The organism is Arthrobacter sp. MDT1-48-3, assembly GCF_054511015.1.
Genome location: NZ_JBTNDL010000001.1, coordinates 578,813 through 600,885, shown reverse-complemented (window position 1 = coordinate 600,885; position 22,073 = coordinate 578,813). Strand labels below are relative to the sequence as shown.

General features: G+C 70.1%; 22 protein-coding genes and 2 riboswitches. Of the genes, 13 read left to right on the top strand and 9 right to left on the bottom strand.

The genetic code is table 11. From position 1 onward, the window contains the following. The first annotated feature begins 83 nt into the window (after positions 1-83). The 7 genes from ACX80L_RS02900 to ACX80L_RS02870 all read left to right on the top strand — a co-directional run bounded on the left by ACX80L_RS02900 (position 84) and on the right by ACX80L_RS02870 (position 6,929). The gene (locus tag ACX80L_RS02900) at positions 84-3,080 is read left to right on the top strand and encodes a Na+/H+ antiporter subunit A (protein WP_459287557.1); all 2,997 of its coding nucleotides are present in this window, start codon (positions 84-86) and stop codon (positions 3,078-3,080) included. Further along, the gene (locus ACX80L_RS02895; protein ID WP_459268005.1) at positions 3,077-3,562 is read left to right on the top strand and encodes a Na(+)/H(+) antiporter subunit C; all 486 of its coding nucleotides are present in this window, start codon (positions 3,077-3,079) and stop codon (positions 3,560-3,562) included. Before ACX80L_RS02900 ends, ACX80L_RS02895 begins: the two co-directional genes overlap by 4 nt. Beyond that, positions 3,559-5,169, top strand: coding sequence for a Na+/H+ antiporter subunit D (locus ACX80L_RS02890; RefSeq protein WP_133081325.1), 1,611 nt, complete (start codon positions 3,559-3,561; stop codon positions 5,167-5,169). Before ACX80L_RS02895 ends, ACX80L_RS02890 begins: the two co-directional genes overlap by 4 nt. Then, complete coding sequence (locus tag ACX80L_RS02885) at positions 5,166-5,714, top strand: Na+/H+ antiporter subunit E (RefSeq protein ID WP_459287555.1); 549 nt, start codon at positions 5,166-5,168, stop codon at positions 5,712-5,714. Before ACX80L_RS02890 ends, ACX80L_RS02885 begins: the two co-directional genes overlap by 4 nt. Then, entirely contained in the window at positions 5,711-5,968 is a 258-nt protein-coding gene (locus ACX80L_RS02880) for a monovalent cation/H+ antiporter complex subunit F (RefSeq protein WP_133081323.1), read from the top strand. The genes ACX80L_RS02885 and ACX80L_RS02880 overlap by 4 nt, the downstream gene beginning before the upstream one ends. Positions 5,969-5,972: 4 nt before the next feature. Next, entirely contained in the window at positions 5,973-6,377 is a 405-nt protein-coding gene (gene mnhG / locus ACX80L_RS02875) for a monovalent cation/H(+) antiporter subunit G (RefSeq protein ID WP_459268008.1), read from the top strand. A gap of 174 nt (positions 6,378-6,551) precedes the next feature. Beyond that, the gene (locus tag ACX80L_RS02870; RefSeq protein WP_133081321.1) at positions 6,552-6,929 is read left to right on the top strand and encodes a response regulator transcription factor; all 378 of its coding nucleotides are present in this window, start codon (positions 6,552-6,554) and stop codon (positions 6,927-6,929) included. Positions 6,930-7,020: 91 nt separating this feature from the next. Here the strand turns inward: ACX80L_RS02870 and ACX80L_RS02865 are convergent, their stop codons facing one another. The 4 genes from ACX80L_RS02865 to ACX80L_RS02850 all read right to left on the bottom strand — a co-directional run bounded on the left by ACX80L_RS02865 (position 7,021) and on the right by ACX80L_RS02850 (position 10,562). Continuing rightward, the gene (locus ACX80L_RS02865; RefSeq protein WP_133081320.1) at positions 7,021-7,362 is read right to left on the bottom strand and encodes a UBP-type zinc finger domain-containing protein; all 342 of its coding nucleotides are present in this window, start codon (positions 7,360-7,362) and stop codon (positions 7,021-7,023) included. Further along, positions 7,359-8,918, bottom strand: a complete 1,560-nt coding sequence (locus ACX80L_RS02860; protein ID WP_459287553.1) for an FAD-dependent monooxygenase — start codon at positions 8,916-8,918, stop codon at positions 7,359-7,361. The genes ACX80L_RS02865 and ACX80L_RS02860 overlap by 4 nt, the downstream gene beginning before the upstream one ends. Before the next feature lie 16 nt (positions 8,919-8,934). Further along, the gene (locus ACX80L_RS02855; protein ID WP_208739247.1) at positions 8,935-9,582 is read right to left on the bottom strand and encodes a 4a-hydroxytetrahydrobiopterin dehydratase; all 648 of its coding nucleotides are present in this window, start codon (positions 9,580-9,582) and stop codon (positions 8,935-8,937) included. Positions 9,583-9,719: 137 nt separating this feature from the next. Beyond that, positions 9,720-10,562, bottom strand: a complete 843-nt coding sequence (locus ACX80L_RS02850) for an SRPBCC family protein (protein ID WP_133081317.1) — start codon at positions 10,560-10,562, stop codon at positions 9,720-9,722. 215 nt (positions 10,563-10,777) lie between these two features. Between ACX80L_RS02850 and ACX80L_RS02845 the strand changes: the two genes are divergently transcribed. The 3 genes from ACX80L_RS02845 (at position 10,778) to ACX80L_RS02835 (ending at position 14,726) form a co-directional block, all read left to right on the top strand. Beyond that, the gene (locus ACX80L_RS02845; protein WP_459287550.1) at positions 10,778-11,830 is read left to right on the top strand and encodes a phosphatase PAP2 family protein; all 1,053 of its coding nucleotides are present in this window, start codon (positions 10,778-10,780) and stop codon (positions 11,828-11,830) included. A gap of 194 nt (positions 11,831-12,024) precedes the next feature. Beyond that, positions 12,025-13,506, top strand: coding sequence for an amino acid permease (locus ACX80L_RS02840; RefSeq protein WP_459268014.1), 1,482 nt, complete (start codon positions 12,025-12,027; stop codon positions 13,504-13,506). A 92-nt stretch (positions 13,507-13,598) separates the two neighbouring features. Further along, the gene (locus tag ACX80L_RS02835; RefSeq protein WP_459268015.1) at positions 13,599-14,726 is read left to right on the top strand and encodes an FUSC family protein; all 1,128 of its coding nucleotides are present in this window, start codon (positions 13,599-13,601) and stop codon (positions 14,724-14,726) included. Positions 14,727-14,782: 56 nt separating this feature from the next. On the opposite strand, the gene ACX80L_RS02830 is transcribed toward ACX80L_RS02835, so the two are convergent. Beyond that, entirely contained in the window at positions 14,783-15,043 is a 261-nt protein-coding gene (locus ACX80L_RS02830; protein ID WP_133081313.1) for a DUF4235 domain-containing protein, read from the bottom strand. A 149-nt stretch (positions 15,044-15,192) separates the two neighbouring features. Beyond that, a riboswitch (TPP riboswitch) is annotated at positions 15,193-15,317 on the top strand. Between the two features lie 59 nt (positions 15,318-15,376). On the opposite strand from ACX80L_RS02830, the gene ACX80L_RS02825 reads away from it, so the two are divergent. The 3 genes from ACX80L_RS02825 to ACX80L_RS02815 are packed head-to-tail and all read left to right on the top strand — an operon-like array spanning position 15,377 to position 18,266. After that, positions 15,377-15,985, top strand: a complete 609-nt coding sequence (locus ACX80L_RS02825) for an ECF transporter S component (RefSeq protein ID WP_459287548.1) — start codon at positions 15,377-15,379, stop codon at positions 15,983-15,985. Then, complete coding sequence (locus ACX80L_RS02820) at positions 15,982-17,472, top strand: ABC transporter ATP-binding protein (protein WP_459287546.1); 1,491 nt, start codon at positions 15,982-15,984, stop codon at positions 17,470-17,472. Before ACX80L_RS02825 ends, ACX80L_RS02820 begins: the two co-directional genes overlap by 4 nt. Continuing rightward, on the top strand, positions 17,469-18,266 hold the full coding sequence (locus ACX80L_RS02815; RefSeq protein ID WP_459287544.1) for an energy-coupling factor transporter transmembrane component T family protein: 798 nt from the start codon (positions 17,469-17,471) through the stop codon (positions 18,264-18,266). The genes ACX80L_RS02820 and ACX80L_RS02815 overlap by 4 nt, the downstream gene beginning before the upstream one ends. 85 nt (positions 18,267-18,351) lie before the next feature. On the opposite strand, the gene ACX80L_RS02810 is transcribed toward ACX80L_RS02815, so the two are convergent. The 4 genes from ACX80L_RS02810 to ACX80L_RS02795 form a co-directional block, all read right to left on the bottom strand. Next, a complete protein-coding gene (locus ACX80L_RS02810) occupies positions 18,352-19,089 on the bottom strand; it encodes an amino acid ABC transporter ATP-binding protein (RefSeq protein WP_459287542.1) in 738 nt (245 codons plus the stop codon). Next, positions 19,086-19,856 carry an amino acid ABC transporter permease gene (locus tag ACX80L_RS02805; protein WP_133081308.1) on the bottom strand — a complete coding sequence of 257 codons (771 nt, stop codon included), beginning with the start codon at positions 19,854-19,856 and terminating at the stop codon, positions 19,086-19,088. The genes ACX80L_RS02810 and ACX80L_RS02805 overlap by 4 nt, the downstream gene beginning before the upstream one ends. A 10-nt stretch (positions 19,857-19,866) precedes the next feature. Then, complete coding sequence (locus ACX80L_RS02800; protein WP_133081307.1) at positions 19,867-20,784, bottom strand: transporter substrate-binding domain-containing protein; 918 nt, start codon at positions 20,782-20,784, stop codon at positions 19,867-19,869. 164 nt (positions 20,785-20,948) lie between these two features. Continuing rightward, positions 20,949-21,066, bottom strand: a riboswitch (SAM riboswitch). A gap of 107 nt (positions 21,067-21,173) precedes the next feature. Next, entirely contained in the window at positions 21,174-22,052 is an 879-nt protein-coding gene (locus ACX80L_RS02795; protein WP_459287540.1) for an aminodeoxychorismate lyase, read from the bottom strand. Positions 22,053-22,073: the final 21 nt, after the last annotated feature.

Below are 22,073 nucleotides of genomic sequence, written 5' to 3'. Positions count from 1 at the left end.
CGGTATCCGTGGAAGGCCGCGCCCATTCGTTCGATAGACTGGGGGTAGCCCGACCGACCCCCCAGTGGAAGATCGAGACTCCCATGATCCCCGTGCTGCTAGCGATGTTCGCGCTGGCACTCGGAGCGCCCTTCCTCTTCTCGCGGCTCGGCCGGTCGGCCTTCTTCATCCTCGCCGCCGCCCCTGCTGCCGGCTTCGCCTGGCTTCTGGTCCAGCTGCCGCAGGTCCTCGCGGCGGACCAGGGTGCGCCGAACGGCCGGCCCGGTGCGCCGCCGTCCGTGGTGATCCCGTGGATCCCCAGTCTGCAGCTCGAGCTCGCCTTCCGGCTCGATGCGCTCGCCGCCGTCCTGTGCATCCTGATCCTCGGCGTCGGAGCACTGGTCCTCTTCTACTGCGCGCGCTACTTCAAGAGTGACGACCCGGACGTCGGTGCCTTCGGCGCACAGTTGCTGGCCTTCGCCGCGTCCATGTTCGGGCTGGTCACCGCCGATGACCTGATCCTCATGTTCATCTTCTGGGAACTGACGACCATCCTGTCCTACCTGCTCATCGGCTATGCGCGCCAGCGGCTGTCGGCCAGGCGTTCGGCGCTGCAGGCGCTCATCGTCACGACCTTCGGCGGACTGGCGATGCTGGTGGGCCTGGTGATGCTCGGGGAGGCGGCGGGCACCTACCGGATCTCCGAGATCCTCGCCGGCGCCCAGGCGCTCGCGGGGCGGGGGGCGCTGGTCGACATCGCGATCGCGCTGGTCCTCGTCGGCGCCATCACCAAGTCCGCGCTCGTCCCGTTCCATTTCTGGCTGCCGGGAGCGATGGCCGCGCCCACGCCCGTGAGTGCGTACCTCCATGCAGCGGCCATGGTGAAGGCCGGGGTCTTCCTCGTCGCGCGCTTCGCCCCGGGGTTCGGCGAGACCACCTTCTGGTATCCCGTGATCTTCGTCCTCGGGATGGCCACGATGCTGCTCGGCGGGTGGCGCGCGCTGCGCCAGTTCGACCTCAAGCTCGTCCTGGCCTACGGGACCGTGAGCCAGCTCGGTTTCCTGACCATGGTGGTCGGGCTCGGCGGACCGGACGGCGCGGTGGCCGGCCTCGGGCTGCTGCTGGCCCACGGCTTCTTCAAGGCGACGCTCTTCCTGGTGGTCGGGATCATCGACCACCAGTCCGGGACGCGCGACCTCCGGGTGCTGTCCGGGGTCGGCGCCACGTCACCGGCGCTCTTCGCGGTCGCGCTGGTGGCGGCCGGATCGATGGCGGGCGTTCCGCCCCTGCTCGGGTTCGTGGCCAAGGAGTCCGTCCTCGAGGCCTTCGCGCACCGCGCCGAGGACGGTCCGGCCGGGACGCTCCTGCTGGGCGGGATCGTCCTCGGCTCGATCCTCACCTTCGCGTACAGCGCGCGGTTCGTGTGGGGTGCCTTCGCGCTGAAGCACGGCGAGCCGCAGACGCCGTTCAAGCGCGTCCGGATCTCCTTCCTGCTCGCGCCGGCCCTGCTCGCCGTCGCCTCGGTGCTGTTCGGGCTGTGGCCGGCACCCCTGGATGCCGCGATCCAGCCGTACGCCCGGCTGTTCCCGGACGGGGCCGCCACCCCGCACCTGGCCCTGTGGCACGGGTTCAACCTCCCGCTGCTGCTCTCGATGGTGACCATCGGTGCCGGCGTCGCGCTCTACCTGCTGCGGCGGCCCTTCGAGCGGCTGCAGGGCCGCCTGCCGGCCGTGCGGGAAGCGGAGGTGCTCTACCGCTCCCTGATCGGCGTCCTGGACGACGTCGCCGTCTGGATCACGGGGCGCACCCAGCGCGGCTCGCTGTCCTTCTACCTCTTCGTGATCCTGGCCACCGCCGTCGCCACACCGCTCGCGGCACTGATCCTGTTCGATGCCCCGCTGCCCTCGGACTTCCGGATCGCCGAATCGCCGGCCCAGGTCGTCGCGGCGGTCGTCATCCTCGGAGGGATCCTGGCGGCGCTGCGTTCCGACAAGCGGTTCATGGCCGTCCTGATGGTCGGCATCACCGGATACGGCATGGCGGTCATCTACGCCCTGCACGGCGCACCCGACCTCGCGCTCACCCAGATGCTCGTCGAGACGATCGTCCTGGTCGCATTCGTCCTCGCGCTGCGTTCGCTGCCGGCCCGCCTGTGGAACAGCAGCGGAAGCCGCCATCGCCTGCTCCGGGCGGGTCTCGGCATCGCGTTCGGCGGCATCATGGCCGTCATCGCGATGTCGGCCATGGCCTCCCGGAATGCCGCGCCCATCTCCCTCGCCTACCCGGAACTGGCGTACGACGAGGGCGGCGGGGCGAACGCCGTCAACGTCCTGCTCGTCGACATCCGCGCCTGGGACACGCTCGGCGAGATCACCGTGCTCGCGATCGCCGCCACCGGCATCGCGAGCCTGATCTTCATCCGCGGACGCGGTGACCGGAGGCGACGCGCCGATGACGTCGAGGACGGGTCGGTCGACCGGGGCCAGGAGCCGCTGAACGCCGGGGGCCGGGAGTCCGCCGCCCGCCTGCTCGCGGCCCGCTTCGCCGATGTTCCGCGGGACCCCTGGCTCGTCGCGGGCAGGACCCTCGCGCCCGAGCGGCGGTCGATCATCTTCGAGGTCATCACGCGCCTGCTCTTCCACACGATCATCCTCCTGTCGATCTACCTCCTGGTCGCCGGGCACAACCTCCCGGGCGGCGGGTTCGCCGGCGGGCTCATGGCAGGGATCGCGCTCGCGGTCCGCTACCTCGCCGGTGGACGGTTCGAACTCGCGGAGGCCAGCCCGGTCAGCGCCGGCGCGTTGCTCGGCGTGGGGCTCGCGATCGTCTCGCTGACGGCCGCCGCCCCGCTCCTGTTCGGCGGAGCGGTCCTCGAGAGCTACATCCTGGAGTTCTGGCTGCCGGTCTTCGGCGACGTGAAGTTCGTGACCTCGACCGTCTTCGACATCGGCGTCTACATCATCGTCGTCGGTCTCGTCCTCGACGTCCTGCGCAGCCTCGGGTCGGAGATCGACGAGCGCAGCGAGACCGAGGGCCCGGTCGAGGAACACCCCGGCTCCGATGCCCTCGTCCCGCCCGCCGTGGAAGGAGCACAGGCATGACCGTCAACATCACCCTGATCGTGCTGATGGCCGCCTTCTTCGCCGCCGGGATCTACCTGCTGCTCGAACGGAGCCTGACCCGCGTGCTCCTGGGCCTGATCCTGATGGGCAACGGGGCCAACATCCTGATCCTCGCGATGAGCGGAGGCGGCGGGAAGTCCCCGCTCTACGTCGCGGGGACACCGGCCGAGGGGTATACGGACAGCCTGCCGCAGGCGCTGATCCTGACGGCGATCGTCATCACCTTCGCCGTGACGGCCTTCATGCTGGGCATCATCTACCGCTCGTGGGTGCTGGGTCGCGAGGACAGCGTCCAGGACGATCCCGAGGATCGCCGCGTCGCGGACCAGGACAGCTACGACTACGAGGACGACGCCGACATCGCTGCCGATACTTCCGAATTCTCCGACGACGAGGGCTCCGCGACCGTGCCCGACGGCGGGCCCGGGCCCGACGGGCCGACGGCCGGGGTCCGCCGATGATCGCCGCCGACCTCGCGCCCCTCGCCGTCGTCCTGCCGTTCCTCGGAGCGGCGGTCACCTTCATCCTCATCCGTCACTCCCGCGGTCAGCGGGCCGTGAGCATCACGACGCTCAGCGTCACCCTGTTCATCGAGGTCGTGATGCTCCTCGCCGCGCCCTCGGAGGGGACGCATGCGGTGAGGCTCGGCGGGTGGGAGCCACCCTTCGGCATCGTGCTCGTGGTGGACCAGTTCTCCGCCCTGATGCTCGTGGTGTCGTCCGCCGTCAGTCTCTCGGTGCTCATCTACGCCACGGGCCAGGGGATGTCCGACGGCGACGAGGACGGACCGGTGTCGATCTTCCACCCCACCTACCTGATCCTCGTGGCCGGGGTGTCCAACGCGTTCCTCACCGGTGACCTCTTCAACCTGTACGTGGGGTTCGAGATCCTCCTCACCGCGAGTTACGTCCTGATGACCCTGGGCGGCACGGCGCCGCGCATCCGCGCCGGGGTGACGTACGTCGTCGTCAGCGTGGTGTCATCGATGCTCTTCCTGATCGCCATCGCGATGATCTACGGGGCGACCGGCACGATCACCATGGCGGACCTCGCCGTGAAACTGGAGGCCGTGGACCCGGCGACGCAGATGGTGCTCCACCTCATGCTGCTCGTGGCGTTCGGCATCAAGGCCGCGGTCTTCCCGCTCTCCTTCTGGCTCCCGGACTCCTACCCCACCGCGCCGGCACCCGTGACCGCCGTGTTCGCCGGCCTGCTGACCAAGGTGGGCGTCTATGCCATGGTCCGCGTCGAGACCCTGCTCTTCCCGGGCGACCGCATCAACTCCCTCCTGATGGTGGTCGCGCTGCTGACCATGGTGGTGGGGATCCTCGGAGCGCTGGCCCAGGCGGAGATCAAGAGGCTCCTGTCCTTCACGCTCGTCAGCCATATCGGGTACATGGTCTTCGGGCTCGCCATCTCGACGCGGGTGGGCCTCGGAGCGGCGGTCTACTACGTGGCGCACCACATCACGGTGCAGACGAGTCTCTTCCTCGTCACGGGCCTGATCGAGCGCCGGGGCGGGACGGCCAACATGGACCGGCTCGGCGGGCTGGCGAAGCTGTCACCGCTCCTCGGGATCCTCTTCTTCCTCCCGGCCATGAACCTCGCCGGCATCCCGCCGTTCTCCGGTTTCCTCGGCAAGCTCGGACTCATCCAGGCGGGAGTGGCCCTCGGGACCCCCCTGGCGTACGTGCTGGTGGCAGGCGGAGTGCTCACCAGCCTGCTGACGCTCCTGGTCATGGCGCGGGTCTGGAACAGGGCGTTCTGGCGCAGCCCGGCCGACGCGGAGGACCCGGATCCGATCCTGCTCGCCAGCAAGGCCGACGGCTCCAGCGTGGGTACCTCCCGCCATGTGACGGGCGAGGACACGGGACGGTTCGCGGGCAAGGACCCCGTGACGCTGCTCCCGGGCACCATGACCGGTCCCACGATCGGGCTCGTGGCACTCGGGCTCGCCCTCACGTTCCTGGCAGGGCCGCTGTTCACGCTCAGCGACGACGCGGCCTCCGAGATGCTCGAGCGCACACCCTACATCGAGGCCGTCCTCGGGCCGGGGGCGGACGGATGAGCCGCCAGCGCATCCCCCTCATCACCGAGCTCCCGCTCGTCGTCTGGCTCGTCCTCGTCTGGGGGGCGCTCTGGCAGGACTTCGGTCCCGGGAACCTCGTCTTCGGGGCGATCATCGCGTACGGGATCGTCAACTTCTTCTACCTGCCCCCGGTGGAGCTGACGGGCCGCTTCAACGTGCTCTGGCTCCTGCCGTTCATCGGCCGGTTCCTCCTCCAGCTCGTGTCCGCGAGCGTGCAGGTGTTCTGGCTCGCCATCAGCAAGGGGCCGTCCCTCCGGAACGCGGTCGTGGCCGTGGAGCTCCGGAGCCACTCGGACTTCCTCGTCACGGCGACCGGTCACGCGATCTCGCTCATCCCCGGGTCCCTCGTCCTCGAGGTGGACCGCTCCACCTCGACGCTCTACCTGCACTGCCTCGACGTCGAGACGGAACAGCATGCGGAGGCGGTGCGAGCCGAGGTCCTCGCGACGGAGGCGTGGCTCATCCGCATCATGGGGAGCCGGGCCGATCTCGCCGCGCTCCGGGCCGAGGAGGCACAGCGATGACGGCGGTCATATATGTTGTCGGCGGAATACTCTCCGTCGCAGCCGTTCTGGCCGTGTACCGGGCGGTCCGCGGTCCGTCGATCCTCGACCGGGTCCTCGCCCTCGACGTGATCGTCGCGATCATCGGCGCGGCGCTGGTGCTGAACATGGTGGTGAACCAGCATCTCGACAACCTGGTCCTGCTCGTCGCGGTCTCGCTGATCGGGTTCATCGGGTCCGTCACGGTGGCGCGGTTCGTCACGGACAGGAAGTAGCGCCATGGTCGACGTCGTCGTGTCCGTCCTCCTGATCGGCGGAGCCCTCATGTCCCTGGCCGCGGGAATCGGCCTCGTGCGCTTCCCGGACCTGCTCTCGCGGATGCACGCAGCCACCAAGCCGCAGGTCCTCGGTCTCCTGCTCTTCCTGCTGGCGCTCGCGGTCGACTCCGGGAGCTGGGCCCTGGTCCCGCTCCTGGTGCTGTGCTGGGTGTTCCAGCTGCTCACGAGCCCGGTGTCCGCGCACATGGTCGGCCGGGCGGGCTACCGCACGCGGCACCTCCGGCGCGACCTCCTCACCCTCGACGAGCTCGACGACGTCGTGGCGCATGCGGCGGGGGACCGGGCGCACCCCGGGTCCCGCCGCTCACCGGACGCACCCGTCGAACGGGACGACGACGCTTCCTGAGCAGCCGGGACGGGCTGCCCGGTGTCCGGTCGTCCCGCCGGACCGATACCTCCGGCACCCGGAGGCCCCGGACCGATGCCTCCGGCACCCGGAGGCCCCGGTGGCGATGCTTCGGTACCGGAAGGTAAGGTTGCTTCATATCGAGGGGCCGACACGACAGTACAGGGTGGTGGAATGGACGAGCAGCGGAACGCCGTGGTCATCGAGGACGACGCCGACATCCGCCAGCTCCTCGTGATCGTCCTGTCCTCACGGGGTTTCACGGTGCACGAGGCCGTGACCGGCGCCGAGGGGGAGCGCCTCGTGGAGACCGTCGACCCGCAGCTCGTCACACTCGATCTGAACCTCCCGGACTCGGACGGCATCGATGTCTGCGCCCACCTCAGGGTCGGCTCGGACGCCCACATCCTCACGATCTCCGCGCGGCCTCCACAGCTCACGGAGGAACAGTGCCTGGCCGCAGGGTCGAACCATTTCATGGCCAAGCCCTTCAGCCCACGGCTCCTCGGCGCGTACCTCGACGGTGTCTTCCCCCGGGCGAGCGCCGCCTGACCGGACGTCCCGGGCCCGCGTCGGGGCTTCGGCGGAGGACCCCCCGCCGGGACGTCGGTCGACCACGGCTGCGTCCCGCTCCCGCAGGATGTCAGGAGATGCGGGCCCGCCAGTCCTCGGGCACACGCCCTGCCGGTCCGGGCACCGGCTGGTCCGAGGGGTGGCTGGTCGGCGCGGCGAGCGGGCGGCCCTCGACGAACTCCTGGACGCGGTAGTCCCAGAACCAGTCCTCACCCGGTTCGAAGGACATGACCACCGGATGCAGGGTGTCGGCGGCATGCGCGGAGGCGTGCCGACCGGGTGAGCTGTCACAGCAGCCCACATGCCCGCAGGCGGCGCAGCGGCGGAGGTGGACCCACCAGCCGCCCGAGTCCCCGCATTCCTTGCAGCCGGTACCCGAGGGGTGTGCGCCGGTGTCGATGGCGTCCGTCATGGCCGTCTCCTGTCGTGGGGTCGTGCAGGGGGAAATCCGCCGGGTGCGCCGAAGGCCCCGGCGGCATCGTCCGGACGCGCTGCCGCGGCCACGAATCCGTCCGGACGCACGAGGTAGAGCATGCCGGGCCGGAGCGGGGTCGCCCCGACCGTGGGGAAGACGTGGAGGGGCAGGTCGAGGTCCTCCGCGGCGGCGCGCGCCCGCCGTACCGCGGTGTCGTCCGGCGCGTACAGGTGCAGCTGCCAGGCAGCGGTGCGCAGCGCATCGAAGTTCGACCCGGTCCAGTGCAGGCGCCGCCCCACGACGGCGTCCCGTCGTCCGGGCCGGTTCCCTCCGTCCATCCGATAGTGGATGCGGATCTGGCCTAGGTAGCCCGCGAGGCGCCGTCCGACCGGCAGACGGGGGAGGAGTGCCACGCCGAGGGGCAGGACGATCCGCGGTGCGTACCTCCGCACGAGCCCCACCGCTGCCGAGCGGGACGTGACGCCGCGGAACACGAGGTCCGTGGTCTTCAGGAGACGCACGGCCACGGGCCGGCGCTCGGTCTCGTAGCGGTCGAGGAGCGTGGCGGGCGCGCGCCCGGAGATGACGTCGTCGAGCTTGAAGGCGAGGTTGTGGGCGTCCTGCAGTCCCGTGTTCATGCCCTGCGCGCCGACAGGGGAATGGACATGGGCCGCATCGCCGGCGAGGAGCACGGAGCCGACGCGGAAGCGCGCGGCGATCCTGTGGTGGACGCGGTAGGTGGAGAACCAGCGGGAGTCCTCGTAGGTGACCCCGAACGTCTCCGCCATCCGCCGCCGGGCGGAGTCCTCGGTGATGGCGGCGGCGTCGTCGCCGGCGACACCGATGAGGCGCTGGCCGTTCCTGCCGCCGTGCGACCGCATGGGGAAGGCGAGGAGGAACTCGGCGGCACCCTGCCGGATGTTGACGGAGGCGGGGGCGAGTCCGCTGACGCCGAGCGCATCCACGAGGTAGAAGGTCTGCCTGCTGGTGGTGCCCTCGAACGCCGTACCGGTCGAGGTGCGGACGGTCGACGACGCCCCGTCGCACCCGACGGCGAAGCGCGCCCGGAGGGACGAGGAGCCGCCGGGCCCGTCGACGACGGCGAGGACGCCGCCGTCCACCTGCTGCAGCGACGAGACCCGGTGCCTCCACCGGACGGACCCTCCGATCGCGCCGAGGTTGTCGGCGAGGATGCGCTCGTTGGCGCTCTGCTCCAGGATGTACATCCCGGGGTAGGGCGTGAGTCCGCGCCCCAGCCCTGTCAGCGGGATGGGCGCGAACGATCGGCGCTCGAAACCCTGCCGCAGGGATTCGGCACGGACGGCCTCCGCGAGCACGCGGTCGACGACGCCGAGCTGGTCGTAGATCTCCATGGACCGCGAATGGACGCCCAGGGCCCTGGACTCCCGCGTGGCGCCGTCCTTGCCGTCGAGCAGCGCGACGTCGAGGCCCAGCGTCACCAGCCAGTTCGCCAGCATCAGGCCGGTGGGGCCCGCGCCGACCACGAGGACGTCCACGGCCTCCCGGCCGGTCCCGTCCTCCGCCGTGGTCATCGCCCGGACCGCCGGGTCAGCGGTCGAGCGTCGTGCAGACGCAGGCCCGGTTGCCCTCTGCATCGGCCAGGACGGTGAACGACGGCGCTGCGGCGTCGTCGACCACGGTGCCCCCGGCGGCGACCGCTGCGGCGATACGTGCTTCCGCCGCGTCGTGCGGCACCCAGACGTCGAGGTGGAAGCGCTGCCGCGGCGTCTCGTGCGCCCCGGTGTGCTGGAACCAGAGCAGGGGCACGCGCCCGGTCGGGTCGACGACGTCGTCCCCGGCCACGGCGTGTGCATCGCCGGTCAGCAGGGCGGCCCAGAACGGGCCGATGGCCGTCGGGTCGGCGGTGTCGAGGGCGAGTTCGACCACGGTGGGCGCTGCCGGATCGGCACTGATGCCCCGCCGTCCCGCCAGGTCGCTGATCCGCCGGGCGAGGTCGACATCGCGTCCCGTCACGCCGGAGGCGTCGTGGCTGACGAGTGTCAGATCGACATGGGGGTAGGCCAGGGCGATGTCCGGATGGTGGCCGGCCGCCTCCGCCAGTTCACCGACTCCCGAGACGAAGGCCAGGCCGGTGGTGAAGTCCCCGGTCAGGAACCGGGCGTGCAGGGCCTGCGGCAGCTTCCGCCAGTCATCGAGGCCGGCGTCGAGGATCTCCTGCGTGCTGAGGATGGTCATGCCGCCAGTATGTCGCGGGCGCGCGGGGAGGGGAAGAGACGGTCCCGGACCGCTGCCGGACACCTTCGGGAGGCATCCGGCAGCGGTCCGACCGGGCACCGGGCCCGGTGTCGATCGGGTACCTGTCGATCGGGTACCTAGAGTGCCCCGCCCGTCGTCCGGTTCTTGTCGAGGAGCGGATCGTCCAGGACGTCGGCGGTCCTGCCGGGCTCACCGGCTCCTGTTCCCGACCCCTCGGTGGAGACGCCCTCGTCGACCGGAATGAGTGTCTCCGCGCCGTGGGGCGAGAGGCCGTCGTCCGCGCCGGTGTACACCTCCGCGGCGCCGCCGTCCGCGGGCGTGATGGTGGCGTCGGGCGTGGTGTCCCCGGTCGGTGCCTGGCTCTTCTTCCCGGCGGCGACACCGGCTGCTGCTGCGGCAGCGGCCAGGCCGATACCGGCTGCGACCTTGCCGGAGACCCCGGCCTTGCCGCTGTCGCCACGGGACGCGGCGGCAGCCTCCACACCGGGCTCTCCGGCAACCGTGCCGGAGCCCACCGATCCGCGCCAGGCTCCGGTGGCATAGCCTTCGTCCTCGATGAACGCCTTGAATCGTTCCAGGTCGCCCTCGGCCTGGTTCTCCACGACATTGAGCTTGTCACCGATCTTCTCGACCAGGCCCTCGGGCTCGTACTCGAGCACCAGGTGGACCTGGGTCTGCCCGCCCCCGACGTCCTCGAACGACACCGAACCGGCATTCGTCGCGCCCTCGGTCGCGGCCCACGACACCCTGGCGTCCGGCACCTGCTCGAGGATCCTCGCTTCCCACTGCCGGCGGATCCCGCCGATCTCCACCACCCAGTTCAGGCGCTCCTCGTCGAGCTGCGTGACGGATCTGACGCCGCCCATGAAGTGGGGGAACTCCTCGAACTGGGTCCACTGGTTGTAGGCCACGCTGAGGGGTACGTTGACGAGAATCCGCTTTTCGACCTTCGTGCTCATGGCATCTCCTTCGGTTGGTCCGTGACATGACAGACAGGGATGACTGCCCATCCCAATTCATAAGCACGCTTAGCGTAACGTCAGAGCCCGCGGATTGGCGAGGCCCGGGGGCTGGAGAGCAGCCGGCGTCGCGCTGGTCGCACGCGTCGGACGGGATCATGCAATCAGCGAGAATCGCAACGATCGGCGCTGTGGGAAGCTAGTACTATCTGATGATGCTGAAACCCTCGACGTCGGCGTCGGTCCCGTCCGGGCTCTTTCGCGTCCCGTTCGCCGTTGCGGCCTCCTTCACCGTCCTCACCATCGGGACGGCCGTGGGCTTCGGACTGCCCCTGCGCGACCCGGACGGCTTCCTGGGTCCCAGCTATGTCCGCCTCCCCGCGATCCTGGCGCTGATGGTCCTCGCCGACGTCGCCCCACGGACGCTGCTTAGGCGGCCTTCCGTCCGCACCATCCATCGAGTCGCGGCGACCGAGTTCCATCGCCGCTGGCCCGTGTCACGGCTCGTGGTGACAGCCATGGGGCTGCTCACGTTCTACCTTGCGTACGTCTCGTACCGGAACATGAAAAGCTTCCTGCCGTTCGTCCGCGATCGGGTGGCGGATCCCCTCCTGCAGGCGAGCGACCGGTGGCTCACGGGCGGGCACCACCCGGGCGACGTGCTGCAGCAGATCCTCGGGACCGGGGTCAGCGCACATGTCCTGTCGAGTGTGTACGTGTCCTATCTGATCTTCGTCCCGATGTCCGTCGCTGCGGCCCTCGTCTGGTCCCGGCAGCTGTCGCAGGGCGCGTGGTACGTCGCCGCGCTGTCGTTCAACTGGATCCTCGGTGCGGCGAGCTACTACGCGATTCCCTCCCTCGGCCCGATCTTCGTCGAGCGGACCCACTTCACGGACCTGCCCCGCACGGCCGTCACGGATCTCGGGGAATCCCTGTACCGGAGCCGGGTGCGCGTCCTCGCCGATCCGCACGCCACGCAGTCGGTCCACGGCATCGCGGCCTTCGCCTCACTCCACGTCTCCGTGGTCTTCACCGCGGCCCTGGTGGCGCACCTGATCCGCCTGCCGGTCGTCCTGCGGGCGATCCTCTGGACGTACCTCCTGCTCACCGCCCTCGCCACCGTCTACTTCGGGTGGCACTACCTCGTCGACGTGATCGCCGGCTTCGCCCTGGGCGCGGTCGCGACGTGGCTGGCGTGGCAGGCGACCCGACCGCGCAGGCTCCTCCGCGACCTCCCGGTCGTCGAGGAGACGAAGGTACCCGCCTGAGGCCTCCGTCGCGCTCGCGGCCTCGAAGCACCCCTCGGGCGTGCGGCCGGCCGCAGGACGGACCCTCCGCGGGAGGCCGGAATTTGACTCCCGGTTCCGCACGGTTCAGGGTTTTATGTCAGTCCCAGTCCTCCACCCACGCGATCGCCGCGGCATCCCTGCATGCCCGCGGCCGCGGAAGGAACATCCACCCCATGCAGAACTCCGCATCCTCGGCGCCGCCCTCCACCCAGCACGCCGCTGGAGACTCCAGCCGGCCGCCCCACCTCACCCGGGCGCTGAGCAACCGCCACATCCAGCTGCTGGCCATCGGTGGTGCCATCGGCACGGGCCTCTTCATGGGCTCCGGCAAGACCATCTCCCTCGCCGGGCCCTCGGTCATCTTCGTGTACATGATCATCGGCTTCATGCTGTTCTTCGTCATGCGCGCCATGGGCGAGATCCTGCTCTCGAACCTCGAGTACAAGTCCTTCAGCGATTTCGCCGGTGACCTCCTGGGCCCGTGGGCCGGTTTCTTCACCGGCTGGTCCTACTGGTTCTTCTGGGTGGTCACGGGTGTCGCCGACATCGTCGCCATCGCCGGCTACGTCGACATCCTCGCCCCCGGCACCCCGCTCTGGATCCCGGCACTGGCCACGCCCGTGGTGCTCCTGCTCCTGAACCTGCCCACCGTGAAGGCCTTCGGTGAGGCCGAGTTCTGGTTCGCGATCATCAAGGTCGTGGCGATCCTCGCGCTGATCGGGACCGGCATCGTCATGATCGCCACCCGCTTCACCTCACCGGGCGGCTCGGTCGCGGACCTCGCGAACATCTGGAACGACGGCGGCATGTTCCCGCACGGACTCTTCGGCTTCATCCTCGGCTTCCAGATCGCCATCTTCGCCTTCGCCGGTATCGAGCTGGTCGGCACCGCCGCCGCGGAGACCAAGGACCCCGAGAAGACGCTGCCCCGTGCCGTGAACTCCATCCCCATCCGTGTACTGCTCTTCTACGTGGGAGCCCTCACGGTGATCATGGCGGTCAACCCCTGGCGGACCATCGATGCAGCGAACAGCCCGTTCATCGGCATGTTCACCCTGGCGGGCCTCGGGGTCGCCGCCGTCGTCGTCAACCTCGTGGTGCTCACCTCGGCGGCATCCAGCGCCAACTCGGGCATCTACTCGACCTCGCGCATGGTCTACGGCCTCGCGCAGGACGGCAACGCCCCGACGTCCTTCGGGAAGCTCAGCCCACGCAAGGTGCCGCAGAACGCGCTGCTGTTCTCCTGCATCTTCCTGCTCGCCGGCCTGATCCTGCTGTACTCGGGCGACTCCGTGATCGGCGCCTTCACCGTCGTCACCTCGGTGGCCTCGGTGCTGACCATGTTCGTGTGGTCCATGATCCTGCTCAGCTACCTGGCGTTCCGGCGCCGCCGGCCCGAACTGCACGAGCGCTCGACGTTCAAGATGCCGGGTTCGGCCTTCATGCCGTACGTGGTCCTGGCCTTCTTCCTGTTCATGCTCTTCGCGCTGGCACAGGCCGAGGACACCCGGCTGGCCCTGGTCGTGACACCGCTGTGGTTCATCCTGCTGGGTGCTGCCTGGTACCTGAACCGCAGGACACCGCTGCAGCAGGCCCGCATCGAGGAGCACAAGGCGACACTGCGGTCCGAGCGCTCCGCCGCTGCGGCCCGCTAGTCCCGCTCCATCCGATACGCGAGGACCGTCCCGCAGGGGGCGGTCCTTCGTCGTCCCGAGGTGTGCACAAGGGGGGATGTCATACTGCTGGGATGGCCAAGAACAGGATCCTCCGCGGCCGTGGCGTCCTCGCAGCCCGTCTCGACGACGACCTGAAGGAGCGGCTGCGCGCCGCCGTGGTCGATCCCCACCTCCTCCTCGCGGGCAAGGCCGCCCTCGCGGCCGCCCTCGCCTGGACCTTCGCGCTCGCCATCCCGGGAGAGGCCTCCCGGTATCCGTACTATGCTCCGCTGGGCGCCCTGCTGGCGATGTACCCGACGGTCGCGGGAACGCTCAAGTCAGGTCTGCAGACGGTCGCCGGACTCACGATCGGGATCGTCCTGGCTCACATCGCGGTCTGGGCGGGAGACCCCAACTGGCTGACGATCGCCTTCGTCGTCGGAGCGGGCGTGCTTCTCGCCGGCCCCCTGAAGAGGACTGCGGGCGGCGGCTCGGGGATCGCGTCCGCCGGGCTGTTCGTCCTGGTCATCGGCAACGAGAACCTGGGGTACTCGCTGGGCTACTTCGTGCAGACCGTCGTGGGCGTGGGCGTGGGCGTCGCCGTCAGCGCGCTGATCCTGCCGCCGCTCAACCTGAACGACGCGGTGGGGCAGATGAGCCGGCTCCGCAGGACGGCTGCACGTCAGCTCCAAGAGATGGGCGAGGCCCTGCAGGAGGACTGGCCGGCGGACGACCCGCGCTGGCCCGAACGGCGGGACGACCTCACCGCCACGGCACGGAATGCCCGCGAGGCCCTGCAGTTCGCGGACGAGAGCAGGAAGGGCAATCTCCGGCGGCGCTTCCACCCGCACGACGCCCGCCGCGACCACCGGCACGTCGAGGTCCTCGAGACCGTGGCGATCCACACGCTGAACATCACCAACATGCTGCAGGACGCGCTCCATGGGACCTCCCGTGAGCACCCCCTGCCCGCCGCGGTCCGGCCGCCCCTGCAGCAGGCGTTCACCGCCGTCGGCGACGTCCTGGACCTGTGGACGGTGGAGGACCTCGACGCCGAGGCGCTGCAGGTCGCCGAGCGGAGCCTGAAGGACCTCGAGATCAGCGCGTACGAGACCTCGTCGAAGGAGGTCCCCTTCGGTGCTGCGGCCGCGATCGGCATGAACCTGCACCGCATCCTGCAGACGGTCGCACAGGAGCAGCGGACCGACGGGGCCGACTGACACCGGGAACGACGAAGGGCACCCCGGAGGGTGCCCCTCGATCCCCACGGGGCTGCTCAGGTCAGGTCGCGGCTCTTCGCGAACCGGTCGATGGCCTTCTGCGTGGAACGGTTCGTCAGCACCTGGATGGTGGTGCTGACCGCACCCGAAATGATCGCGAAGACGAGGGCCGAGCGCAGCGTGTTCTCCAGGCCGTCCTTGCTCTTCGGCGGCGCTTCGCCCGTGATCCTCTCCCAGAGGAAGTCGACGAGCTTGGTCCCCACATAGCCGGCGCCGACACTCATCCCTGCGCCGAGCAGTTTGAACAGTACGTTCATGGTCTCTCCTTCTTGTCCGATACTCCTGCGCCTAGCCTAGCGGCGGTGCGTGCCCCGCCGCAGGGACGATCCGGCCCGCAAGCGGTTCCGCGGTCCGGGGCCGAACCCGGCGTCGCGGTCCACCGGTGTAGGATCGGTAGCGCTCAACCAACAAGCGACAGGGGAGCGCCGATCCGCAGCATGCTGCGGGGACGGGCGCTGAGAGTGCGGACCGCCGCAGACCCTCGAACCTGATCCGGCTAGTACCGGCGAAGGGAGTCGAGTTCTCAGAGTGCACGGCGCTGCTCCGGCGGCCCCGGCACTATCCCCTCCTGTACCTCAGGAGGATTCACCATGGCATCATCCACCGCCCTCAAGACCGCCTCCGGGCGCACCGGCCAGTGGCGCGTCGTCGACATCGTGGTGGCCTCGGTCATCGCCGTCGCCGTCGGCGTCCTGTTCTTCGCCTGGTCCGCGGGATACTCCGGCATCAGCCTGCTGACGGCCGGTTTCCCGCCCCTGGCGGGCCTCTACTCCGGGGGCTGGCTGATCGCCGGCGTCCTCGGGGGACTGATCATCCGCAAGCCCGGTGCCGCCCTCTACTGCGAGATGCTCGCGGCGGCTGTGTCCGCCCTGATCGGCACGCAGTGGGGCGTGGGCGTCCTCGTCTCCGGAGCGATCCAGGGAGCCGGCGCCGAACTGGTCTTCCTGCTCTTCCTGTACCGGAAGTGGAACCTGCCGGTCGCGTTGCTGGCCGGCCTCGGCGCGGGCCTCGCCCTCGCGATCAGCGAGAACATCCTCTACAACGCGCTCTGGACCTTCGAGTTCAAGCTGCTCTACACCGTGTTCGCGGCCATCTCCGGCGTCGTCATCGCGGGCCTGCTCTCGTGGCTGGCCATGCGGGGCCTCGCGAGGACGGGTGCGCTGTCCTCCTTCGCCGCGGGCCGCTCGGCGGACGTGTGACGGCAGCACACCCACCGGCCGCGGGGGCCGTGCAGGTCAGCGCACGCGGCTGGGGCTGGCGCCACGCGGGCCGGAAGGCCTTCGCGGCACGCCACCTCGACCTCGACATCGGGCCGGGAGAGCGCGTGCTGCTCCTCGGGGCGTCCGGGGCGGGCAAGTCGACCGTGCTGCACGGACTCGCCGGGGTGCTCGGTGCGCAGGACGAGGGCGAGCAGGAGGGCGGACTCCTGCTCGACGGCGTCCCCCCGGCCGCGGCGCGGGGGAGGGCTGGGCTGGTGCTCCAGGACCCCGAGACGCAGGTGGTGCTCGCCCGCGTCGGCGACGAGGTGGCCTTCGCCGCCGAGAACCTCGCCGTGCCCCGCGAGGAGATCTGGCAGCGCGTCGGCAGGGCGCTCGACGACGTCGGCCTCGACCTCCCGCTCGACCACCCCACCACCGCGCTGTCCGGGGGGCAGAAGCAGCGCCTCGCGCTCGCGTCCGTCCTCGCGATGGAGCCCGGGCTGCTCCTGCTCGACGAACCCACCGCGAACCTCGACCCCGACGGCGTCCTCGAGGTGCGGGACGCCGTCGTCCGCGTCCTGGAGCGCACCGGTGCCACGCTCGTCGTCGTCGAGCACCGCGTGGCGGTCTGGGCCGACGTGGTGGACCGTGTGATCGTGCTCGACGCCGGGGGAGGTGTCCTCGCCGACGGTTCCCCCGCGGGCATCCTGGGGCACGAGGCCACGCGTGCCGGGCTGGCGCACGCCGGCGTCTGGGTCCCGGGCCGGCGGCCGCCCCTGGGAGGGCCCGTACCCGGCGCCGGTGGCGGCCCGCTGCTGTCGGCGCGCTCCCTCACGGTGGCCAGGACCAAGCGGGGCCCCGCGGCCGTCGAGGACCTCGACCTCCGGGTGCACGAGGCGGAAGCACTGGGCATCACCGGGCCGAACGGCGCCGGGAAGTCGACGGCGGCGCTCACGCTCGGCGGCCTGCTCCGGCCGCGCGCCGGCCGGGTGGACGCCGCGCCGCCGCTCGCCGGAGCGGCGGGCAGCGACCCGTTCCGCTGGCGGTCGGCCCAGCTCGTGCAGCGGATCGGCACGGTCTTCCAGGAGCCCGAGCACCAGTTCCTCACGGCGTCCGTGGGCGAGGAACTGGAGTTCGGACCGCGACGCGTCAGCGGGACCGCCGATCCGCGGCGGATCACCGAGCTGGCCGAGCGCCTCCGCCTCACCCATCTGCTGAAGGCCAATCCGTTCACGCTCTCCGGCGGCGAGAAGCGGCGGCTGTCGGTCGCGACGATGCTCGCCACCGCCCCGCGCCTCCTGATCCTCGACGAGCCCACCTTCGGCCAGGACGCCGGGACCTGGGCCGAACTCGTCACCCTGCTGCGCGAGCTGATCGACGACGGCGTGGCCGTCGTCTCCGTCACGCACGACGCCGATTTCCTCGCCGCCCTCGGCGGCAGGACCCTGCACATCGCCGACGGGGCGGGACGGCTGGTGGCCCGATGAGCACCGATCACCTGACCCCGGTGCTGACCGGGAAGACGCTCCTGCGGGCCAACCCCGTGTCCAAGCTGTTCGCCGTCGCGGTCGTCACGCTCGCCCTCATGGCGAGCATCGACTGGGTCAGTGCCGCCGTGGTCCTGGCCTGCGAGCTCGCGCTGATGCCGCTGCTGGGCATCAGCGCGTGGGGCCTCGCCCGGCGCATCTGGCCCCTGCTGGTCGCGGCGTCGATCGGCGCCTACGGCACCGCACTGCTCGCGGAGAAGAGCGGAACGGTACTGATCGACGTCGGGCCGTTCCTCTTCACCGAGGGCTCGGTGGCGGCCGGGGTCGCGGTCGGGCTGAGGGGGCTCGCGCTCGCGCTGCCCGGCATCTTCCTCCTGCTCACCACGGACCCGACGGACCTGGCCGACGCCCTCGCCCAGAAGCTGCACCTGCCGCACCGCTTCGTCCTCGGCGGGCTGGCCTCGCTGCGGCTCGTGGGCCTGCTCCTGGAGGAGTGGGAGTCCCTCGGACTCGCACGCCACGCGCGGGGCATCGGTTCGGACGGCTCCGTCGTCGCGCGCACGCGGAATCTGCTGGGGCAGTCCTTCGGGCTGATCGTCCAGGCGATCCGGCGTGCCACGCGGCTCGCGACGGCGATGGAGGCGCGCGGTTTCGGCGGTGCGACGCGCACCTGGGCGCGGACCAGCACGTTCTCGTCCCTCGACCTCGGCGTCGCCGCCGTCGGGTTCGTGGTCGCGGCGGGCGCGGTAGCGGCGGCGGTCCTGGCCGGGACCTGGAACTTCCTCCTCTCCTGACCGGGAGGCGCCGGACATGCCACAGGGGCTCCGCGGATGCGGAGCCCCTGTGGCATGCGAGCGGATCCCGGCCCCGGCAGGACCGCTAGAGGACGTCCGAGAGGAACGACCTCAGGCGGGGCGTCTGCGCGTCGTCGAAGATCGCGGACGGTGGTCCCGACTCCACGACGACGCCGCCGTCCATGAACGTCACGGTGTCCGAGACGTTGCGTGAGAAGCCCATCTCGTGCGTGACGACGACCATGGTCATGCCCGCCGAGGCGAGGTCCGCCATGAGGGCGAGCACGCCCTTCACGAGCTCCGGGTCCAGCGCGGACGTGGCCTCGTCGAAGAACATCACCTCGGGGTCCATGGCCAGGGCCCGCGCGATCGCCACGCGCTGCTGCTGCCCGCCGGAGAGGTTGCCCGGCCGGACGTCGGCCTTGTGCTTGAGACCCACCAGGTCGAGCTGGGCGAGGGCCTTCTCCCGTGCTTCGCCGGCGGACATCCTCCGGAGCTTGCGCAGCGCCAGGGACACGTTGTCCAGCACGGTCTTGTGCGGGAAGAGGTTGAACTGCTGGAACACCATGCCGATGCGGCGGCGCAGCTCGTCCGGGTTGTCCTTGAGGACGGAGCGGCCGTCGAGCAGGATATCGCCCTGGTCGGGTTCGATCAGCCGGTTGAGGACACGCAGCAGGGTGGACTTCCCGGAGCCGGACGGCCCGATGACCGACGCCGTCGTCCCCCGTTCCACGTGCAGGTCGATCCCGCGCAGCACGTGGTTGGAGCCGAAGGACAGGTGCAGGCCCTTGCCCGTCAGTGTTCCCGATTCGATGGTCTTCATGCCTTCGCTCCTCCGCTCGTCGGAATCACCGCGGCCAGTTCGTCCGGTTCCGGTTTCTGCTTCCTGCCCACGCGGAGCCTGGTGTCGATGAAGTTGACCAGGTGCGTCAGCGGGATGGTCAGGCACAGGTAGAGCACGCCGGCCGCGATCAGGGGCGAGAGGTTGCCGGTGTTGCTCGCGGCGTCGTTGCCCACCCGGAAGAGCTCGCGTTCACTGGCGACGAGGCCGATGAAGTAGATGAGCGACGACTCCTTGATGAGCGAGATGAACTGGTTGACCAGGGCGGGCAGCACGCGCCGCACGCCCTGGGGCACCACCACGAGCTGCATGGATGCGCCGTAGCTGAAGCCCAGTGCACGCGAGGCCTCCAGCTGCCCCTTCTCCACGCTCTGGATACCGGAGCGGAAGATCTCCCCGATGTAGGCCGAGGCGATCAGCGACAGGGCGAGGATGCCCAGCGGGTAGGGGCTGGTGCTGCCCGTGACCTGCCGGAGGATGGGCCCGAGGCCCAGTCCGATGAGCAGGATGATCACGACGGCGGGGAGGCCGCGGAAGATGTCCGTGTAGATGCGTGCGATCCACCGGAGCACCCGGTTGCGGGAGATCCCCATGATCGCGAGGAGCATGCCGACGATCGTCCCGATGATCCCCGAGGCCAGGGCGAGCAGGAGGGTGTTGGGCAGTCCGACGGTCAGGAGGTCCGGCAGGACCGCGGCCATCGCCTCCCAGTCGAAGAACGTCTTGCCGAGCTGTTCGAGGGCATCCATGCAGGGCCGGCTACTTTACGTCCACGGCTTTGCTGCCGGGCTTCCAGTCGGTGGGCATCTCGCGGTCCGGGTACCACTCCTTGGTGAGCTCGGACCAGGTGCCGTCGGCGATCACCGCGTCGAGGCCCGCGTTGAGGGCGTCGATGAGGGGCTGGTTCTCGCTGTTGACCGCGTACGCCGTGAAGTTCTCCGTGTTGATGATGGTCTCGGCGATCGTGGTGTCGTCGCCCTCCTTCACCTGGCCGGTGGCCTGCTGCGACGGGGCGACCCAGGCGTCCACCTGCCCGTTCTTCACGTTGGCGTACACCGTGTTGTAGTCCGGGAAGCGCACGGGCTCGAGGCCGAGGGTGTTGGAGACGTAGTCGTCCTGGACGGTGCCCTGGACCACGCCGATGCGGGTGCTCTCCGAGAGGGAGTCGAAGCCGCTCACCGAGGAGCCGTTCTTCGTGACGACGGCCATGTAGCCGAAGTCGTAGCCGTTGGTGAAGCCGACGTTCTCGCGGCGGGCCGCCGTCGTCGAGATCGAGGAGGACCCGACGTCGAACTGCTTGTTCTGGACCTGCGCGAGGAGGGCGGAGAAGTCGGTGGAGGCGAACTCGACCTCGAGGTCGAGCTTCTCGCCGATGGCGCGCAGCAGTTCGTTGTCGTAACCGGTGAAGACACCGTCCTCGAGGAAGATGTTCGGCGGGGCGTCCGAGAGCGTGCCGACGCGCAGGGTGCCGTCGGTGATGAGGCCGAGCCCGGACGTGTCGATCTCGTCGATCGGCGTGGTGTCCTCGGTGGTGTACTGGTCGAGCGACTGCTGGTCGCTGCCGGCCAGGGCGTCGGCGGATTCGGTGGGCGTGCTTCCGCTGTCACTGCCGCAGGAGACGGTCAGGGCGAGGAGCGGCACGGTGAGTGCAGCGAGGACCTTGCGGGAGATGTTCATGGTGTCCTTCATTTCGATGCCGGCCCGGGTGCGGGCACTGGGTGTTCGGGGATGCCGGATGGCGGCAGGGGGAGGCTGCTGGCTGCTGGGTGACACGCTCGCTGTTCTGGGCTGTGCGCGCTGTGGCGGTGGTGTCCTCCGTCTACCTCGGGACAGGCCGCACGACGCCGTACTTGCCAACCGGGGGACTTGGCCCGGCGGCCGAATCTTCACCTGGAGCACCCCACTACGGGAGAGGGTTGCTGTCCAGCCGGCCAGGGCCGATGGCTGGAACTCTTGATTTCAGGAAAACGGTAGGGCAGCACGAAGCGTCGGGTCAAAACGCGGATGCCGGGAAAGTGGTGTTTGACGTAGCAAAGGGCCCCAGAGGGGCCCTTTTGTGGTGGAGATTACACGAAACGATCCACCAGTCCGGTGAGTTCTGCGGTCAGGGCGGCGGAGGTCCGGAGCTCCGTGCCGTCGAGCGAGAGGACCGGCGCGAGGAGCCGGATGCTCGAGATCAGCCACACGGCGTCGGCGTCGAGGAGGTGGTGCGGTTCCAGCGGTCCGTAGCCGAGCTCCCACCCCTGTTCCCGGGCTGCGGCGAACAGTGCGCTCTGGGAGGTGCCCGCCAGGATGCCGCTCTCGAGCTGCGGCGTGAGGAGCGTCTTCCGACCGTCGCGGTCGTACGCGAGGAGCACGGTGGAGGTGGGGCCCTCGAGGACCTTCCCGTCCGAGGAGATGAAGATGACGTCGTCGGCGCCGTGCGCCTTCGCATGGCGGATGGCGGCCATGTTGACGGCGTAGGAGAGCGTCTTCGCCCCCATCAGCAGCCAGGGAGCACGCTGCGCCACCGTGCTGTCGTAGCCGCGCTCGAGGAACAGCACCTTCAGGCCTGCCTCCCGCTGCGCCAGGGTCGACGCCGGAACGGGTGCCACCGAGACCCAGGCCGTGGTCCGGCCGGCACCCTCGACGCCGCGGGTGGCGACGAGCTTCACGACGGCATGGTCCTCACCAGGTTCCGCCGCCGAGAACTCCCGCAGGCCGGTGCGGATGGCACGGCTCCAGGCCTCGGCGTCGGGCACCGACAGGTCGAGGGCCGCGGCCGACGACGCGAGTCTCGCGAGGTGCGCCTGCTCCTTGCGGGGGGATCCGCCGACGGCGAGGAGCGATTCGAAGATGCCGTCACCGCGGGTGGCGCCCAGATCGGTGGCCAGGAGCTGCGGCTGGGCCGCGTCGACGACCCTGCCGTCGTCGTGGGCCGGGTCGAGGAACACGAGAACAGTCATGCGCTCCAGCGTATCGGCTGG

Excerpts from the sequence above, each read along its gene's own strand:
- ACX80L_RS02900 (WP_459287557.1), top strand. The coding sequence starts at position 84 with ATGATCCCCGTGCTGCTAGCGATGTTCGCGCTGGCACTCGGAGCGCCC.
- ACX80L_RS02895 (WP_459268005.1), top strand. The coding sequence starts at position 3,077 with ATGACCGTCAACATCACCCTGATCGTGCTGATGGCCGCCTTCTTCGCC.
- ACX80L_RS02890 (WP_133081325.1), top strand. The coding sequence starts at position 3,559 with ATGATCGCCGCCGACCTCGCGCCCCTCGCCGTCGTCCTGCCGTTCCTC.
- ACX80L_RS02885 (WP_459287555.1), top strand. The coding sequence starts at position 5,166 with ATGAGCCGCCAGCGCATCCCCCTCATCACCGAGCTCCCGCTCGTCGTC.
- ACX80L_RS02880 (WP_133081323.1), top strand. The coding sequence starts at position 5,711 with ATGACGGCGGTCATATATGTTGTCGGCGGAATACTCTCCGTCGCAGCC.
- mnhG (WP_459268008.1), top strand. The coding sequence starts at position 5,973 with ATGGTCGACGTCGTCGTGTCCGTCCTCCTGATCGGCGGAGCCCTCATG.
- ACX80L_RS02870 (WP_133081321.1), top strand. The coding sequence starts at position 6,552 with ATGGACGAGCAGCGGAACGCCGTGGTCATCGAGGACGACGCCGACATC.
- ACX80L_RS02865 (WP_133081320.1), bottom strand. The coding sequence starts at position 7,362 with ATGACGGACGCCATCGACACCGGCGCACACCCCTCGGGTACCGGCTGC.
- ACX80L_RS02860 (WP_459287553.1), bottom strand. The coding sequence starts at position 8,918 with ATGACCACGGCGGAGGACGGGACCGGCCGGGAGGCCGTGGACGTCCTC.
- ACX80L_RS02855 (WP_208739247.1), bottom strand. The coding sequence starts at position 9,582 with ATGACCATCCTCAGCACGCAGGAGATCCTCGACGCCGGCCTCGATGAC.
- ACX80L_RS02850 (WP_133081317.1), bottom strand. The coding sequence starts at position 10,562 with ATGAGCACGAAGGTCGAAAAGCGGATTCTCGTCAACGTACCCCTCAGC.
- ACX80L_RS02845 (WP_459287550.1), top strand. The coding sequence starts at position 10,778 with ATGCTGAAACCCTCGACGTCGGCGTCGGTCCCGTCCGGGCTCTTTCGC.
- ACX80L_RS02840 (WP_459268014.1), top strand. The coding sequence starts at position 12,025 with ATGCAGAACTCCGCATCCTCGGCGCCGCCCTCCACCCAGCACGCCGCT.
- ACX80L_RS02835 (WP_459268015.1), top strand. The coding sequence starts at position 13,599 with ATGGCCAAGAACAGGATCCTCCGCGGCCGTGGCGTCCTCGCAGCCCGT.
- ACX80L_RS02830 (WP_133081313.1), bottom strand. The coding sequence starts at position 15,043 with ATGAACGTACTGTTCAAACTGCTCGGCGCAGGGATGAGTGTCGGCGCC.
- ACX80L_RS02825 (WP_459287548.1), top strand. The coding sequence starts at position 15,377 with ATGGCATCATCCACCGCCCTCAAGACCGCCTCCGGGCGCACCGGCCAG.
- ACX80L_RS02815 (WP_459287544.1), top strand. The coding sequence starts at position 17,469 with ATGAGCACCGATCACCTGACCCCGGTGCTGACCGGGAAGACGCTCCTG.
- ACX80L_RS02810 (WP_459287542.1), bottom strand. The coding sequence starts at position 19,089 with ATGAAGACCATCGAATCGGGAACACTGACGGGCAAGGGCCTGCACCTG.
- ACX80L_RS02805 (WP_133081308.1), bottom strand. The coding sequence starts at position 19,856 with ATGGATGCCCTCGAACAGCTCGGCAAGACGTTCTTCGACTGGGAGGCG.
- ACX80L_RS02800 (WP_133081307.1), bottom strand. The coding sequence starts at position 20,784 with ATGAACATCTCCCGCAAGGTCCTCGCTGCACTCACCGTGCCGCTCCTC.
- ACX80L_RS02795 (WP_459287540.1), bottom strand. The coding sequence starts at position 22,052 with ATGACTGTTCTCGTGTTCCTCGACCCGGCCCACGACGACGGCAGGGTC.